We start from the raw sequence: 17092 nt of genomic DNA on the forward strand, positions 1-17092 counted from the left end.
GCAGTTTTCGCTCTGTCGAGGTAGCTCGCAAAAAGCGTTATGGCATTAGCACTGTTGCTGGTTGACCCACGTCTGCAGGGCGCGGCGGGAGATTTTGATGCCGCCGTTTTTCAGCTCCTCTGGCAACGGCAGCCAGCGCACCGGCTGTTGAAAACGCGCCAATTTATCCGCTGCCCAGTGTATGAGGGCCGCGGTATTGACCTCGCTTTCGCACTCAATCACCGCTACCGGACGCTGCCCAAACTCCGCATCATCAACCGGTACCACAAACACCTGCTGCACCTGTGGATGACGGGCGATAGCGCGCTCCACCTCTTCAGGCTGAATACCTTCGCCGCCGCTGAAAAAGAGGTTATCCAGCCGGCCATGCAGAGTCAGCCGCCCGTCACGCAGCGTGCCGCGATCGCGGGTGGCAAACCAGCCGGCATCATTAACCAGCGGCAGCACCGCACCGTTGCGCCAGTAGCCTGCGGCGAGGCTCTCTGCACGCAGCCACACCTCTTCGCCGACAATTTTCACCTCCCTTCCCGGCAGCGGGAAGCCAACATCCGGCGCACCGTCGGCCTCTTTCGCACAGACCGTTGAGGCAAACTCCGTCAAACCATATCCGCACCAGCAGCGGATGCCGCGCGCGCGCGCCTGTTCGGTCAGCTCCACCGGGATCGCCGCGCCGCCAAGCAGCACCGCTTTCAGCGACAGAGGGGCATTCTCATTGAGCAGGCGCCAAAGCTGCGTCGGCACCAGCGACGCATGGCTACAGCCACGTAGCGCCTGATCCAGCGGCAGCTTGTCGTGCACCGTGATGCGCGCCCCCGCCAATAGCCAGCGCCATAAGATCCCCTGCCCGGAGACATGAAATAGCGGTAGCGAAAGCAGCCACTCATCTTTGGCGGTAAACGGGATAAGTGCCAGTACACCCTGGGCGCTGGCCAGATGGGCAGCGAAGGTGTGTACCGCCGCTTTTGGCAAACCCGTCGAGCCAGAAGTGAGCGTCATTGACGCCAGCCGCTGCGGCTGCCATTCAACTGCGTGCTCACCGGACTCTTGCACACAGCGCAGAGTGATGAAGTTGTGTGCAAACGGCGCAGGGGTCAGATCGAGGGCGAAGCGCAGCGTCATGGCAGGCAACAGCGTATCCAGCAAGGCGGCGGGAAGTTGCGGGTTGATGGGTAACACGCGCGCGCCACATTGTAACAGCGCCAGCCAGGCCAGCACCGTCTGCGGCTTGTTGCGAGCGCGCAACATTACACCGTCACCTGCGCGTACGCCCTGGCGGGCAAAGCCGCTTGCCAGCGCATCGACCTCTTCACAGAGCTGCTGCCAGCTCAGAGTGCGCTGACCTGAGCGCAGCGCAGGTTGGTCGCCGTGCTGCTCATGCCAGTATCGCCACGGCCAGTCGGGAAAATTCATCGTAACGCCTCCAGCTCCTCCGGCGCGCTGCAGGGAAGTTCACTGCCGGGCCAGCGGCGAACCAGCTGTGAGGTCATCAACTGTAAGGTATCAAGACCTGGCACGATGCCCGGCGTCAGCCAGGCGGCAATCCGCGCCAGCTGCGTTAACCCAAGGCTCGATTCCAGCGATGAGCTGATCACCGCAGTCAAGCCGAGGGCATGCGCCGCCGCAACCTGCTGCGCCACTTTTTGCAGGCTGCCAGTGAGGGTTGGTTTGATCACCACCGCGCTGACGCCCGGCTGAGGCGTAAAGGTGAAATCCGCCTCGCGCAGGCTCTCATCCCAGGCGATGGCAATGCCGGTCTCCTCAGCAAAGGCCAGCGACGCTTCGCGGCTCTGGCACGGCTCTTCCAGAAAAGCGATGCGTGCACGGTTGGCAGGTGCGACATATTTAGCGAACTGGCGCGCTTTCAGCGGCGTCCAGGCGCGGTTGGCATCCAGACGCAGGCGCAGATCGGGGATCGACTCCAGCAAGAGATTGACCACCATGCCGTCACGCACCGCTTCATACAGACCGACTTTCACCTTCGCCAGCTTCTCGCCGGGCAGCGCGGCGAGTGCAGCAAACAGCTCATCAGGATCGCCGGTGCAGAGCATGGCGGCGCGGTAGTCGGCAGGCTGCGGCAATTGCTCCGCCAGCTCGGCCAGCGCACAGCTCAGGCCAAACGCCGCACTGGGTTGCGAGGGCAGCGCGAGCGACGCACCGTCACGCCAGGCCTGCACCCACGCCATCACCACAGGCTGCACCGCATCCAGCGTTTCAATGCTGAACCCCGGCAGCGGCGCGATCTCGCCCCACCCTTCGCAGCCCTTTTCCTGAAGCCGAACAAACAGCCCGTCGCGGGTTTTCAGCCGTCGCTCGCGCAGCACCACGCCTGCATCCAGCGGGATCTGCCAGCGGTAGATCTGCGCCTGGCGCATTACGGGTTCCGTTTAAATTTGCTGAAGTCAGGCTGGCGCTTCTGGTTAAACGCGTTGCGACCCTCCTGACCCTCTTCGGTCATATAGAAGAGCATGGTGGCGTTGCCCGCCAGCTCCTGCAGCCCCGCCTGGCCGTCGCAATCTGCGTTCAGCGCCGCCTTCAGACAGCGCAGCGCCATCGGGCTGTTCTGCAACATTTCACGGCACCAGCGCACGGTCTCTTTTTCCAGATCCGCTAACGGCACCACGGTGTTAACGAGCCCCATATCCAGCGCCTGTTGCGCATCGTACTGGCGGCAGAGGAACCAGATTTCGCGCGCTTTCTTCTGGCCGACAATGCGCGCCATGTAGGACGCGCCCCAGCCGCCGTCGAAGGAGCCAACTTTTGGGCCGGTCTGGCCGAAGATCGCATTTTCCGCCGCGATGGTCAGATCGCACATCATATGCAGCACATGGCCGCCGCCGATGGAGTAACCCGCCACCATCGCTACCACCGGTTTCGGGCAGGTGCGGATCTGGCGCTGGAAATCGAGAACGTTAAGGTGATGCACGCCGGAGTCATCCTGGTAGCCGCCGTAGTCGCCGCGCACCTTCTGATCGCCACCGGCACAGAAGGCTTTATCCCCTTCCCCGGTCAGGATGATCACCCCGATATTGTCGTCATAACGCGCATCGGCCAGCGCCTGGATCATCTCTTTTACCGTGACAGGACGAAACGCGTTGCGTACTTCCGGGCGGTTGATGGTGATTTTGGCGATGCCGTCAGCAGATTTTTGATAGCGGATATCGCTAAAGCCTTCGGAGCAGTCGTGCCACTCAACGGCGGCGTAGAGTTCTTTTTCATCAGGGTAGATCATGGTCGGTCCTTAATCTCAAGAGGCAGAATTCGCGCCAGCAGAGCAGCAACGGCCGCGGGATTCTCCCGGTGCGCGTTGTGCCCGGCGGCAGGAATGGCGTAACAGTGGCGCGCGACTTCGCCCGCCAGCGCCCGAAATTTACGGTCATGTTCGCCAAAGAAATAGTGAACGGGAAAAAGGGCGTCCCGCAGCGCAGCGCGCAGATCGGGCTGACAGCCGAGCGACGTCGCCGCCAGCATCTGCGCCAGCGCGTTACCGTCTTTGTGGTTGCGAAGCGCAACACGCGCCGCACGTTCGGTTTCTGACAGCGTGGCAAATACCGGCTGGCGATACCAGGCATCAAACACCTCAGTGAGCGGCTGGTGACGCAAGCGCTGACACCACGCTTCATCAGCCTCCCGCCGCGCAGCACGCGCCTGCTCATCGGCAAGGCCAGGGTGGCCGCCTTCGATAATGAGACCCTGCAGTCCCGTCGGCTGCTGGCAAGCGTGGAACATCGCAATGCGGCCGCCGAGGGAGTACCCCACCAGCCAGTAATTTAGTATGTTGTAACGACTAAGCGTTGAGCGCAGCAGCACATCCATCTCTGTAAAAGAGTCGACGGAAGTTGCGGCTGATGCGCCGTGGCCCGGCAGGTCGAGATAGAGTCGCGGGAAAGCCGTAAGCGCGCCGCCGACGGGCTGCCATTCGCGGCTGTCACCGGAAAAACCGTGCAGAAAGATCAGCCACGGCAGCGGCTGTTGGCCGGCCTGGATCTCTGCATGCAGAATCATAGCTGGCTGACCTGCGCTAAAAGTTTTTGCAGGGTGTGCGCGCCGTCGCTCTCGTTTACCACCACTTCAATCACTGTCGCGCCTGGCTTCTGCCACGCCTCGCTCAGCGCCTGCTCCAGCTGCGCCCAGCTCTCCGGACGGTGGTAAGGAAGCGCGAACATCGCGGCGGCATGATCGAAATGGACATTCTGTGGCATCAGGTAGAAGCGCTCGCGCTCGGCAGGCGGTGTCGGTAACAGGGAGAAGATCTGCCCGCCGTTGTTATTGACCACCAGCAGCACAAAGGGCGCGGAGGCCTGGCGCAGCAGTGCGAGGGCGTTGAGATCGTAGAGCGCAGAGAGATCGCCGACGATTGCCAGCGTCGGGCGCGCGGTGGCCCGCTGCACCCCGGCCGCCGTGGAGAGCAGGCCATCAATGCCGCTCGCGCCGCGGTTGCTGTAAACCGGATACCCGACCGGCAGCTGCGCCAGCGCGTCCACCAGCCGAACCACCAGGCTGTTGCCGAGAAAAAGCTGCCCCTGCGGTGGTAAGTAGTCGCTAATACGGTGCGCCAACTGCGCTTCGCCGAAATCCTCGCGCTGTAGACGCACCCGCGCCCAGGCAAGCGCTGCGAGCGAGGTGAGCTTTTCGCACCACGGCGCGCGCGGTTCAGCCGGATGCAGCGCCAGCCAGCCTCCGACATCGGCCACTAAACGACGCCCGCGATGCTGGGCCGGATCGAGCCTGCCGGGAAGGTTATCAATCAGCCAGTACTCTTGTGGCGCGCAGGTCGCCTGCCACTGTAAAAGGCGTTTTCCGGTCAGGCTGCTGCCGAACTGCAACACAATCTGCGCCTCGCTGAGCGCCTCGACGGCCTGGCTATTAGCAAGCCAGAGATCGGCGCAGGGCAGCGGCTGCCCGGTTTGTGATAACACGTCGCCAATCAGCGGCCAGCCGAGGACTTTTGCCCACTCTGCCAGCTTGCGCCCCTCAGTGGCGCTCATGCGCCCGCCTATTACAACGCCACGTTTCTGCCGCCAGGAGAACCAGTCCCGCTGGGTCTCGATGCCGCACGGTGCGGATGCCTGTAACCAGGGCTTATCATCCTGCCACCAGTCGCCTAACGCCTGCTGCCAGCCAAGGCCGGTCTCATCCATTTCGCCATACAGCGGTTCGGCGAACGGGCAGTTAATATGCACCGCCCCGCCCTGCAATGTGCCCAAGAGGTTATCAATCGTCGAGACCAGCCAGCGCGCCGGAATATCCTGGGACGGGCGCGGTAAGGCGATGGCCTCTGTCGGGTGGGAAGCAAAGATGCCCGGCTGGCGAATCGCCTGATTGGCACCGCAATCAATCAGCTCTGGCGGGCGATCCGCCGTCAGCAGCACCAGTTTTTCACCGGTCAGCCCGGCTTCAATCAGTGCCGGGTAGAGGTTCGCCACGGCGGTACCGGAGGTGACAATCACCGCCACCGGTTCACGGCTTGCTTTTGCCAGCCCGAGCGCAAGATGCCCCAGCCCGCGCTCATCAAAATGGGTGTGATGAATAAAGGCGCGGTTTTCGGCAGCAGCGAGCGTTAGCGGCGTCGAACGCGAGCCTGGCGCGATGCAGATATGTCGTACACCGTGGCGCGTTAAGGCTTCCAGAATCACTGCGGCCCAGCGTCGGTTGAATGAGCTTATCGACATGAATTTGTCCGGTATCAATATTGGGACTAAGTATAAATTTTCTGAAATGATGAGTTTTTGATATAGGTCGTCTATGGGTGCGTCTGTAGCAGCAATGATCGCAGCCCGGCGGCTTTATTATCGATCTCCTGCCACTCCTGCTCAGGATCGGAACCGGGCACAATGCCTGCCCCCGCATAGAGCCGCACCGTCTCGCCGCTCACCTTCGCCGAGCGCAGCGCCACGCAGAACTCGCTCTGTTTACGCGACAGATAACCTGCCGACCCGGCGTACCACTCGCGGGCAAAGTGTTCGTGATGGGCGATAAAGCGCCGGGCTTCAGGGCGCGGTAATCCCGCCACCGCCGCGGTTGGCTGGAGCAGATCTAAACAGAGCGCATCGTCCGCTACCCGCAAGTCGCTCCAGATACAGCGGCGTAAATGCTGCACTTTACGCAGTCGCACCACCTGCGGCGGCAGCACATCCAGCGTCCCGGTCTGCTGCTGCAAACGCTGGCAGATATCCTCCACCACTAGCATATTTTCACGCTGATTTTTATCGTCACTCATCAACCATGCCGCCCGCTGCTGCGCCTGCGTATCGTCATCATGATTTGCCACCGTCCCGGCCAGCGCTTCGGTGCGCAGCGCCACGCCGCGCCGCCGCCATAGCCGCTCGGGTGTCGATCCGAGAAAGGCGGTGCGGGCATCAAAGCGATAGAGAAAGTGGAAGCAGTGAAGGTTGAGACGGCGGCTGGCGGCCATCAGCGCGCCAGCATTAATTGGCGCATCGAAGCGGTAGTCGGTCGCGCGGGCGAGTACGACTTTATCCAGCTCGCCGCGCTGGAGCGTCTCAAGCGCCTGAGTTATCAGCGTTTCCCACCCTTCGCGCGTCGGGAAGTGCTGCTGTTCAACACAGCGCGGCGGGGTGATTGCCAGCGGGACCGCAGGTGAAAGCGCGGTCAGAAAATCGGCCGCGCGGCGGGCATCATCACGTAGCGAGGTTTCGCTATAGAGATAGAGGCGCAGCATTGCTTTGCCCCCTTCGCGCCGCCATTCGAGGCGCGGTAAAAAGAGCGCGCCCTCGCTTGGCTCAAAGGCATTCAGCCCCCAGACGCGTACATCATCAGGCCAGGCCTGTTGGTAATGTTGCGCCTCAGCAAGGGAAGAAAACGCGCGTAACGCGCCAAGCGCGGCCGCTTCGTCATCGCCGCTGCGCTGCTGCCAGTAGAATTGTGGAAAAACATGCTGGGCCGTAAGCCATGCCAGCGGGTCGAATGCATTGTTTAGCGGGAAGGGAACGTCAACGAGGGTAAAACCAGGCGCGTCAGGAAATGTGGCGGCAAGACGCTGGTGTAGATCGCCAAGCGCAGAGGACAGAGAAAACATGCGAACCCCTCCCGGAAAAACGGCACGGTTTTAAAAACCACACAGTATACGGGGTACTACGATGAATAGCAGTACCCCCTTCCAGGGAGGGGAGATAAAGGTTTAGCGACGGGCTAACAGCAGACCGAGCACCAGACCTACAGCAGCACCGGCACCAACGCCCTGCCACGGTTTTTCGTGCACATAGTCATCGGCGCGGTAAACCGCTTTTTTCGCACGATAGTAGTAGGTATCAGACGCGCTGCTGACGCGGTTTTTCACATCATGCAGCGCCTGTTCAGCACGTGCTTTCAGCTCAATGTACTTCTGGTCAGCGGGATCGCCCGATGAGCGGAGAACTTCTTCCAGCGTTTCGCTCAGCAGGGTCAGGTCGTCGTCAATGTGTGAATCGAATTGATTAGTCATCTCTTTTCTCCATGTTATGCACCTGTACGCTAACTATAGACAATAGCTGACGTTTACGCCTGGTCGACCTCGCGCGCCATGCCGACATGGGGAATGCCATCTTCGTCGTAGATATCGGTGACCGGCTGGAAACCGAACTGCTGATAAAAGGGTTGCAGATGCGCCTGCGCACTCAGGTAGAGGGCGTGCTGCGGCCAGTGTTGCAGGCAGGAGTCGACCGCGCGTGACATCAACTGATGACCCAGTTTCTCCCCGCGTACGCTGGCGCTGACAATCACTCTGCCGATGGCAACGGGCGAGAAATCATCATTACTTTTCAGAATCCTCGCATACGCCACTAGCTCGTCGCCCTGCCAGCCGAGCAGATGACGGTTCTCCCCCACCAGGTCGTCGCCATCGACATCAAGGTAGGGGCAGGTCTGTTCAACTACAAACACTTCGCAACGCAGCTTTAACAGCGCATAGAGCACAGGCACGGTCAGTTCAGAGTGGTGCAGGTCTTGCCAACGGATCATCGTTATCTCCTCAAATAGACTCATGTGGTTATACTAGATTCTTTTCATTTCAGGCAAAGCATGTGGAACTGATCTTCTTAGGTACTTCAGCAGGCGTCCCGACGCGGGCGCGCAACGTTACCGCCATTCTGCTCAATCTTCAGCACCCAACGAGCGCCGGGCTGTGGCTTTTCGACTGTGGTGAAGGCACGCAGCATCAGCTGCTGCACACCGCGTTTAACCCGGGCAAGCTGGACAAAATTTTCATCACCCATCTGCATGGCGATCATATTTTTGGCCTGCCGGGCCTGCTCTGCAGCCGATCAATGGCGGGCAATACGCAGCCGCTGCAGATCTACGGCCCGCACGGCATCAAGGAGTTTGTGGAGACCGCGCTACGCCTGAGCGGTTCGTGGACCGACTATCCGCTGACTATTGAAGAGGTGAAGCCGGGGCTGGTGGTGGATGATGGGTTGCGCAAAGTGACCGCCTTTCCGCTGGCGCATCCGGTGGAGTGTTATGGCTATCGCGTAGAAGAGCATGATAAACCTGGCGCGCTGAATGCCGCCGCGCTTGCCGCCGCAGGCGTTCCGGCCGGGCCGCTATTTCAGACGTTAAAAGCGGGCGGCACGGTGACGCTGGATGATGGGCGCGTTATTCATGGCACTGATTACCTGGCACCGGCCGAGCCGGGGAAACGGGTGGCGATCTTCGGTGATACTTCGCCCTGCCCGGCTGCGCAGGACCTGGCGAAAAATGTCGATGTCGTGGTGCATGAAGCAACGCTTGAGAATGCCATGGAAGAGAAGGCTAATAGCCGCGGGCATAGCTCGGCGCGGCAGGCGGCGCAACTGGCTCAGCAAGCGGGCGCTGCGCGTCTGGTCATTACCCACATCAGTTCGCGTTATGACGCACAGGGGAGCCAGGCGCTGCTAAAAGAGTGTCGCGAAATCTTTCCGGAAACAACGTTAGCAGCAGATTTTGACGTAGTTCGCATTTGATTTTAATTTAGGCACTCTATTTTTTCGCCGTCATGCCGATAATAAGTTATACGCAGGCATTTCTTCTTTGAGGGCATGATGGATAATTTCCAGAAAGACATCGATGACAGGGCGAATCTTACTCTGTCGAACCGGTTTGAGCTGTTGCTGTTTCGCCTTGGCACATCATTAGATGCGACGAAATCTGAGCTGTTTGGCATCAATGTGTTTAAGTTGCGCGAAATCGTACCGATGCCCACATTTACGCGCCCTGCGGGAATGAAACCGCCGTTGATGGGGATGGTCAATATCCGCGATCAGGTGATCCCAGTGATTGACCTCTCCGCCGTCGCCGGGTGTAAACCGGAGACCGGCTTAAATATTCTGCTAATCACTGAATATGCCCGTAGCGTGCAGGCTTTTGCCGTCGAGTCCGTTGAGAACATCACGCGCCTGGACTGGAAACAGGTGCACACGGCGGAGAAAGCGATCAATGGCCGCTATATCACCAGCATTGCCTGCCTCGATGATGATAAGGACACCAACAACCTGGCGATGGTGCTGGACGTTGAACAGATCCTCTATGATATCGTCCCGGCGGATCATGACGTTCATGGCGATCATGTACCGGATAAGAAATTTAATCTTAAACCAGGTTCCATCGCAATTGTGGCTGAAGACTCCAAAGTGGCGCGCGCCATGCTGGAAAAAGGCCTGAACGCTATGGAGATCCCAAGCATGATGCACATTACCGGCAAAGATGCGTGGGAGAAAATTCAGCTTATTGCACAGCAGGCAGAAAAAGAGGGTGTGCCGGTTAGCGATAAGATCTCCATGGTGCTTACCGATCTGGAGATGCCGGAGATGGACGGCTTTACCCTGACGCGTCTGATCAAAACCGATCCTCGCCTGAAAAATATTCCGGTGGTGATCCACTCTTCCCTCTCGGGCAGCGCTAACGAAGATCACGTCCGTAAAGTGCAGGCCGATGGCTATGTCGCGAAGTTCGAAATTAACGAGCTTTCAGCGGTGATCCAGGAAGTGCTCGATCGCGCAGCGAACAATGTTCGCGGCCCGCTGATCAGCCACCGCCAGATGGCCCCGACCCCGCTGCTGGCGAAGTAACGCCGCACAATGATTAAAGGCGCTACCGTTGGTGAAACGGTAGCGCCTTAAGTACGTTTCAGGTCATTACAAGAACGACAAGATCAGCTGTAACACAGCAATGATGATCGTGATTACGCGTTTCGCGAACTCACGGTTATACATCATCCGTTTTCCTCAACAGAGGAAGGAGCCGCCCGGACTGGTCCTCATATCCCCCCGAATCAGAGCGAACAAATGTTGAGTATTGCTTACGCCCCTTCCAGGCCTGAACCCTGCCACCACCACGTGTTACAGCGGGGGAAATCCTTTGCCCGACCTAAAAGTTAACGGCAGCAACCGCAACGGATTTGATTTTACACTTCACCTAACTAACTGAAACATAATTAAAAAATGTCAGGGAAAATGACCTTTTTTCAGGCGTTTTTCTTAAACATCCGCTACCTCAGCTGTTTGCGCTTGAAAAAAAACAGCATATATCGGAAGCTTCAACGCGTTGAGTATTGCATACGCTCTTCCCCCTGACGGGCCGGAAAAGTAAGAACGGTGTATCGGATCCCTTACCCGTTTTCGTCACGCCGTTAAAACCCCAGCTCCCCCGCTGGGGTTTTTTATGCGCAAAAAAAACCGCCAGGCTGCAAACCCGGCGGTTTTTTGTTGCGCGCAATGCGCGATTACATCATCGGCAGCGCCCGCTGGACGATGCTGATCAGCGGCTGCGGATAGATACCGAGCACCAGCACCAGCAGAGCGGAGATCAGTACCACGATACCGCCCGCACTGTAGGCCCAGTTGGACGGCGCATCACGGTTCAGCTGCTGCGGCGCGTTGAGATAGAGGCTCACCGCCACACGCAGGTAGTAGTAGAGACCGATTGCAGAACCGACCACCACCGCGCCAGTCAGCCACCACAGGTTCGCCTGCACACCGACAGCCAGAATGTAGAACTTACCGATAAAGCCCAGCGTCATCGGGATACCCGCCAGCGACAGCATCATCACGGTCATCACCGCCGAGAGGATCGGACGATGCCAGAAGAGGCCGCGATAGGAGTAGAGCGACTCGGCGTCCGGACCGCGATACGGGCTGGACATCAGGCTCACCACGCCAAAGGCACCCAGGCTGCTGAAGAGATAGCCGGCCAGGTAAACGCCTACGCTCTCCATCGACATCTGGCCGCCGCGCAGGGCAATCAGCGCCACCATCAGATAGCCGAGGTGAGCGATAGAGGAGTAACCGAGCAGACGTTTGATATTGGTCTGGCTCAGCGCCATCAGGTTACCGAAGATGATGGAGACGAAGGCGATAACGCCCAGCACCACGCGTACGGCTTCACTGTTACCCACCGGCGCATAGAGGAACAGACGCATCAGCACGCCGAAGATGGCGATTTTGCTGGCGGTCGCCAGGAAGGTGGAGACCGGCGCAGGTGCGCCCTGGTAAACGTCCGGTGTCCAGAGATGGAACGGCACCAGCGAAAGTTTAAAGCCGAGGCCAACAATCATCAGACCGAGACCCGCCAGCAGCAGCGGCTCGTGCAGCACCTCTTTACCGAGATTTTTACCGATCGCAACAAACGACAGATCGCCGCTCTGGGCATAAACCAGCGCAATCCCGAACAGCAGGAATGAGGAGGCAGCAGCCGAGAGAATGGTGTATTTGATGCTGGCTTCCAGCGAGCGTTTCTGGCGGAAGGCATAGCCCACCAGCCCGAACAGTGGCAGAGAGATCAGCTCAATCCCGAGGAATAGCGACGCCATATGATTGGCGTTAGCCAACAGAATGCCACCCAGCGCGGCTATCAGCACCAGCAGGTAGAACTCTTCCTTGTTATCGCTATAACCTTCAAGCCACGGATAAGCAAAGGTGCAGGTGGCGAGACTTGCCAGCAGCACCAGCCCGGTGTAGAGCATGGCATAGCCGTCGACGCGCATCAGCGGCGTCACATCCATTGCCCCAGCGTGACCAACGAACCACAGCGAGAGCAGTGCAACGTTCAGACCAACGACAGACAGCGTGGCATTAAAGAAATGGTTGCGTCGCCACGCAATGGAGAGCATCACAACCACCACCGTCAATCCGACGATTAGCAGCGGCAGCAGCGCAATCAGGTGTTGTGGAGTTATTGTCATGGCGAATTACGGCCTTGTAGTAATGGAGTTAACAAACCACTGCTGGATATTGCCCATCGCAGCGTGCGAGGTATCCAGAATCGGCTGCGGATAGAAGCCAAGCAGTACCAGAAGCACGACCAGGATGAGGATCATAAACAGCTCGCGCAGTGACAGACCCGGCAGCGTCTGGTTTGCGATTTCGCTCTTCGCTTTACCGAAGTAAGCGCGATGCAGCATCGCCAGAGAATAAACGGAGGCGAAGACCAGACCGAAGGTGGAGATCACGGTGATCATCGGTACAACCTGGTAGCTACCGAACAGGATCATGAACTCACCGACGAAGTTACCGGTACCCGGCATCCCCAGTGTCGCCACGGCGAAGAACATCGACAGCGCCGGCAGCCACTTAATCTTGCTCCACAGACCGCCCATCATGCGCATATCGCGGGTATGGAGACGTTCATAAAGCTGACCACAGAGGATAAACAGACCCGCCGCCGAAAGACCGTGGGCAATCATCTGAATCACCGCACCCTGGTAAGCCAGCTGGCTGCCGGTATAGATAGCAATCAGTACGAAGCCCATGTGGGAAACGGAGGTGTAAGCGATAAGACGTTTGATATCGGTCTGCGTGAAAGCCATCCACGCGCCATAGAAGATACCAATTACGCCCAGCCACATCGCAATCGGTGCAAACTCCGCCGAGGCGTTCGGGAAGAGCGGCAGCGAGAAGCGCAGCAGACCATAAGCGGCGGTTTTCAACAGAATACCCGCAAGGTCAACGGAACCGGCAGTCGGCGCCTGGGAGTGCGCATCCGGCAGCCAGCCATGCAGCGGCACCACCGGCATTTTCACCGCGAAGGCGATAAAGAAGCCGAGCATCAGCAGATATTCAACATTGTGTGACATCGGCGTTTTTAGCAGCTCTTCATAGTTGAAGGTCCAGACGCCGGTCGCGTTGTAATGCACAAACACCAGGCCAAGGATGGCAATCAACATCACCAGGCCGCTCGCCTGGGTATAAATGAAGAATTTCGTTGCTGCGGTGATACGCGTCTTCCCGTCGGAGGCTTTATGGCCCCACAGCGCGATTAGGAAGTACATCGGCACCAGCATCATTTCCCAGAAGAAGAAGAACAGGAACATGTCGATGGCAAGGAACACGCCGATAACGCCGCCGAGGATCCACATCAGGTTCAGGTGGAAGAAGCCCTGATATTTCTCAATTTCACGCCAGGAGCAGAGCACAGCCAGTACGCCGAGAAAGCCTGTCAGCACGACCATCAGCAGCGACAGACCGTCCATCGCCAGATGGATAGTGATACCGAAGCGCGGGATCCAGTCGTGTTTAAAGCTCTCCTGCCACGTCGGGAAATCGGCAGCCTGCGATAAAGAGTAGCCACCCTGCAACCAGAGTTGCAGAGAGAGCGCCAGCGTCAGTCCCATGGTAATCAGGGCGATCCAGCGCGGCACCTTCACGCCGAAGCGCTCGGTTTGCCAACACAGGAAACCACCGATAAAGGGAATCAATATTAGCCAGGGTAATAACATGGCGATTCATATTCCTTGTTTAAGTCCAGCTCAGGCTATCTGGCTTGTCATCTGACTTCACCGTTACGGCCTGTCCTTTCGGACCTGATTTTCAACGAATTTTCACAAAATTCAGATTCTGCTCGCAGGCCGGACAGGCACTTGCTTATCCGGCCCACAAACTCAGCGCAACACCATCAGCAGACTGAGCACCACAACGGCACCGATACTCATGGAGGCAACGTACCAGCGCAGATAACCGTTCTCGCTGAACAGCAGCCCTTTTCCGGCAAAGCGGGAGAGGATCGCCGGGATGTTCATCAGCGCATTCAGCGGATCGCTCTTCAGCAGCCAGGCAATGCCCAGATAGGGTTTAACGAAGATACGATCGTAGAGCCAGTCGAAGCCCCAAGCATTGAACCACCAGGTGCCGAAGAAGCGGCCCGGCGCGCTGTTGGCAATCGATGTCACCAGCGTGCGTTTACCCAGCCACAGCCAGGCGGCCAGCAGAATGCCGATTACCGCCACTGCGCCAGAGGCCACTTCCAGCATCACTACGCTGCTGTGCGCCAGTTCAGCCGTTTCCGGCAGGACGCCGCGCAGCGGTGGCACAATCATTGCGCCAACGAAGGTGGAGAGCACCAGCAGGACAATCAGCGGCAGATGATGGGTAATCCCCTTCCCTGCGTGAGCGTGAATCTGCTCTTTGCCATGGAAGACAATGAAAATCAGGCGGAAGGTGTAGAGCGAGGTCATAAACGCCCCGACCAGACCCGCAATCATCAGGTTAACGTGACCGTTCGCTACCGCGCCTGCCAGGATCTCATCCTTACTGAAGAAGCCCGCAGTAATCAGCGGCAGCGCAGAGAGCGCCGCGCCGCCCACCAGGAAGCAGGCATAGACCAGCGGAATCGACTTACGCAGGCCACCCATCTTAAAGATGTTCTGCTCGTGGTGGCAGGCGAGGATCACCGAGCCGGAGGAGAGGAACAGCAGCGCTTTAAAGAAGGCGTGCGTCATCAGGTGGAAAATCGCCGCGTCCCATGCCTGTACGCCGAGCGCCAGGAACATGTAACCAATCTGGCTCATCGTCGAGTAGGCGAGTACGCGTTTGATATCGGTCTGCACCAGCGCGGCGAAACCAGCCATCAGCAGCGTGACCGCACCGACAATACCGACCAGATGCAGCACTTCCGGTGTCATCAGGAACAGACCATGGGTACGGGCAATCAGGTAGACACCTGCGGTAACCATCGTTGCGGCGTGGATCAGCGCAGAGACTGGCGTCGGGCCAGCCATCGCGTCCGCAAGCCAGGTCTGCAACGGCAGCTGCGCCGATTTACCGACCGCGCCGCCCAGCAGCATTAGCGTCGCCCACATCAGCATATGATTGCCGTTAGCGAAGTGTTGCGGAGCCAGCTCGACCATCTCGCGGAAGTTCAGCGTGCCCAGCTCGTTATAGAGGATGAACAATGCGAACGCGAGGAAGACGTCACCCACACGGGTCACGACAAAGGCTTTCATCGCTGCTGCGCCATTCTTCGGATCGGTGTAGTAGAAGCCGATCAGCAGATAGGAGCAGAGACCCACACCTTCCCAGCCGAGGTACATCAGCAGCAGGTTATCGCCCAGCACCAGAATCACCATGCTGGCGATAAAGAGGTTGGTGTAGGCGAAGAAGCGAGAGTAGCCCTCTTCCCCACGCATGTACCATGAGGCGAACATGTGGATCAGGAAGCCAACGCCGGTTACCACCGAGAGCATGGTCAGCGACAGGCCGTCCAGTACAAGGTTGAAACCGATATTGAAATCACCGACTGCCATCCATGTCCACAGCGGCTGAACAAACGCTTGCTGGCCGTTATTAAAGAACTCAACGCCAACCAGTGCTGTCACCAGCGCCGAAAGCCCAATCGAGCCCATGCCAACGGCGGCGGAGAGATTCTCCGACCAGCGGCCACGGGAGAAAGCCAGTAACACAAAGCCAATAAGAGGAAAAATAATCGTTAAGGCGAGCATGTTCATCCACGCATCTCACTTACTGAATCGATATTCAGACTCTGGCGGCGACGATGCAGTTGCAGCAGAAGCGCCAGGCCAATGCTCGCTTCCGCAGCGGCAAGGGTAATGGCGAGAATATACATTACCTGACCGTCGGTCTGGCCCCAGTAACTGCCGGCGACCACGAAGGCCAGCGCGGCGGCGTTGATCATGATCTCAAGCCCAATCAGCATAAAAAGCAGATTGCGGCGGATAACCAGACCAGTCAGACCCAGCACAAACAAAATCGCCGCGAGGATCAATCCATGTTGTAACGGGATCATGCACGCTCCTCCGTTTTTCTTTTCGCGCGGTCATCCGTGCGATTGCTCAGCACTTCGCCCGGGCGGTCTTCACGTCCAAGATGGAAGGCAACAACCAGACCCGCCAGCAGCAGCATTGAAGCGAGTTCAACCGCCAATACGTACTCTTTAAACAGTGATTTACCTACCTCTTTCGCGCCGATCGCCGTGCCGTCAATGCCCTGATCGTTGAGACCTAAAATGGCATAGACAATCACGCCCAGCAGCACCGCAGAGAGTATTGAGGGGCCAATCCAGATTTGCGGCGTGAGCCAGTTACGCTCCTGCTCGACCACTGAGTTGCCCATGTTCAACATCATTACGACGAAGACGAAAAGCACCATAATCGCCCCGGCGTAGACAATGATCTCCAGCGCCCCGGCGAAGTGCGCACCGAGCGAAAAGAAGACCCCGGCAATCGCTAGCAGGGAGATGATCAAGTACAGCAGCGCATGCACCGGATTGGTGTGCGTAATTACGCGAACCGTCGTCAGGATGGCGATCAGGCCACAGATATAAAAAGCGAACTCCATTGCCCCTCTCCTTACGGTAACAGGCCTTTGACGTCGATAGGCTTGGCTTCGTTTTCCGCTTCGCCCTTATCTTTGCCGTCGATTGCCATACCTGCCATCCGGTAGAAGTTATATTCCGGGTATTTGCCCGGACCGGAGATCAGCAGATCCTCTTTTTCATACACCAGATCCTGGCGCTTGAACTCACCGAGTTCAAAGTCCGGCGTTAGCTGAATTGCTGTTGTCGGGCACGCCTCTTCACACATACCGCAGAAGATGCAGCGCGAGAAGTTGATCCGGAAAAACTCCGGATACCAGCGGCCATCAACAGTTTCCGCTTTCTGCAGCGAGATACAGCCAACAGGGCATGCTACCGCACACAGGTTACAGGCCACACAGCGCTCTGCGCCGTCTGGATCGCGCGTCAGCACAATACGGCCGCGGTAGCGCGGGGCCAGGTAAACCGGCTCTTCCGGGTACATACGCGTTTCGCGTTTGGCGAACGCGTGCAGGCCAATCATCCAGATACTGCGAACCTGGGTGCCAAAGCCCACGAATAACTCTTTTAACGTCAT

The 17092-nt window shown here is 58.3% G+C and carries 16 protein-coding genes; 2 read left to right on the plus strand and 14 right to left on the minus strand.

Annotation, left to right across the window (positions count from 1 at the left end):
- Positions 1-45: 45 nt before the first annotated feature.
- The 8 genes from menE to HF650_RS16085 all read right to left on the minus strand — a co-directional run bounded on the left by menE (position 46) and on the right by HF650_RS16085 (position 7956).
- On the minus strand, positions 46-1410 hold the full coding sequence (gene menE, locus HF650_RS16050) for an o-succinylbenzoate--CoA ligase (RefSeq protein ID WP_187799481.1): 1365 nt from the start codon (positions 1408-1410) through the stop codon (positions 46-48).
- Positions 1407-2372, minus strand: coding sequence for an o-succinylbenzoate synthase (gene menC / locus HF650_RS16055; protein WP_187799482.1), 966 nt, complete (start codon positions 2370-2372; stop codon positions 1407-1409). Before menC ends, menE begins: the two co-directional genes overlap by 4 nt.
- Positions 2372-3229: a 1,4-dihydroxy-2-naphthoyl-CoA synthase gene (gene menB / locus HF650_RS16060; protein ID WP_042714289.1), complete on the minus strand. Its 858-nt coding sequence runs from the start codon at positions 3227-3229 to the stop codon at positions 2372-2374. Before menB ends, menC begins: the two co-directional genes overlap by 1 nt.
- Positions 3226-4002 (minus strand): 2-succinyl-6-hydroxy-2,4-cyclohexadiene-1-carboxylate synthase, encoded by a 777-nt coding sequence (gene menH, locus HF650_RS16065; RefSeq protein WP_187799483.1) that lies wholly within the window; start codon positions 4000-4002, stop codon positions 3226-3228. The genes menB and menH overlap by 4 nt, the downstream gene beginning before the upstream one ends.
- Positions 3999-5669, minus strand: coding sequence for a 2-succinyl-5-enolpyruvyl-6-hydroxy-3-cyclohexene-1-carboxylic-acid synthase (gene menD / locus HF650_RS16070; protein ID WP_187799484.1), 1671 nt, complete (start codon positions 5667-5669; stop codon positions 3999-4001). Before menD ends, menH begins: the two co-directional genes overlap by 4 nt.
- Before the next feature lie 71 nt (positions 5670-5740).
- Positions 5741-7036 (minus strand): isochorismate synthase MenF, encoded by a 1296-nt coding sequence (menF, locus tag HF650_RS16075; protein ID WP_187799485.1) that lies wholly within the window; start codon positions 7034-7036, stop codon positions 5741-5743.
- Positions 7037-7138: 102 nt separating this feature from the next.
- Positions 7139-7441: a stress response protein ElaB gene (elaB, locus tag HF650_RS16080; protein ID WP_023479917.1), complete on the minus strand. Its 303-nt coding sequence runs from the start codon at positions 7439-7441 to the stop codon at positions 7139-7141.
- Positions 7442-7494: 53 nt separating this feature from the next.
- Positions 7495-7956 carry a GNAT family N-acetyltransferase gene (locus HF650_RS16085; protein WP_187799486.1) on the minus strand — a complete coding sequence of 154 codons (462 nt, stop codon included), beginning with the start codon at positions 7954-7956 and terminating at the stop codon, positions 7495-7497.
- 62 nt (positions 7957-8018) lie between these two features.
- Here HF650_RS16085 and rbn point away from each other — a divergent pair, with 62 nt between their 5' ends.
- Positions 8019-8936: a ribonuclease BN gene (rbn, locus tag HF650_RS16090; RefSeq protein ID WP_187799487.1), complete on the plus strand. Its 918-nt coding sequence runs from the start codon at positions 8019-8021 to the stop codon at positions 8934-8936.
- A gap of 78 nt (positions 8937-9014) precedes the next feature.
- Positions 9015-10040, plus strand: a complete 1026-nt coding sequence (locus HF650_RS16095) for a chemotaxis protein (RefSeq protein WP_023479862.1) — start codon at positions 9015-9017, stop codon at positions 10038-10040.
- A gap of 653 nt (positions 10041-10693) precedes the next feature.
- On the opposite strand, the gene nuoN is transcribed toward HF650_RS16095, so the two are convergent.
- The 6 genes from nuoN to nuoI all read right to left on the minus strand — a co-directional run bounded on the left by nuoN (position 10694) and on the right by nuoI (position 17092).
- Positions 10694-12151: an NADH-quinone oxidoreductase subunit NuoN gene (gene nuoN, locus HF650_RS16100; protein WP_187799488.1), complete on the minus strand. Its 1458-nt coding sequence runs from the start codon at positions 12149-12151 to the stop codon at positions 10694-10696.
- Between the two features lie 6 nt (positions 12152-12157).
- A complete protein-coding gene (gene nuoM / locus HF650_RS16105) occupies positions 12158-13684 on the minus strand; it encodes an NADH-quinone oxidoreductase subunit M (RefSeq protein WP_023479637.1) in 1527 nt (508 codons plus the stop codon).
- A gap of 162 nt (positions 13685-13846) precedes the next feature.
- Complete coding sequence (nuoL, locus tag HF650_RS16110; RefSeq protein ID WP_187799489.1) at positions 13847-15688, minus strand: NADH-quinone oxidoreductase subunit L; 1842 nt, start codon at positions 15686-15688, stop codon at positions 13847-13849.
- Positions 15685-15987 carry an NADH-quinone oxidoreductase subunit NuoK gene (nuoK, locus tag HF650_RS16115; protein WP_187799490.1) on the minus strand — a complete coding sequence of 101 codons (303 nt, stop codon included), beginning with the start codon at positions 15985-15987 and terminating at the stop codon, positions 15685-15687. The genes nuoL and nuoK overlap by 4 nt, the downstream gene beginning before the upstream one ends.
- Complete coding sequence (gene nuoJ, locus HF650_RS16120) at positions 15984-16538, minus strand: NADH-quinone oxidoreductase subunit J (protein ID WP_187799491.1); 555 nt, start codon at positions 16536-16538, stop codon at positions 15984-15986. The genes nuoK and nuoJ overlap by 4 nt, the downstream gene beginning before the upstream one ends.
- An 11-nt stretch (positions 16539-16549) precedes the next feature.
- Entirely contained in the window at positions 16550-17092 is a 543-nt protein-coding gene (nuoI, locus tag HF650_RS16125; protein WP_023479728.1) for an NADH-quinone oxidoreductase subunit NuoI, read from the minus strand.

It is taken from the genome of Kosakonia sp. SMBL-WEM22 (assembly GCF_014490785.1).
GTDB lineage: Bacteria > Pseudomonadota > Gammaproteobacteria > Enterobacterales > Enterobacteriaceae > Kosakonia.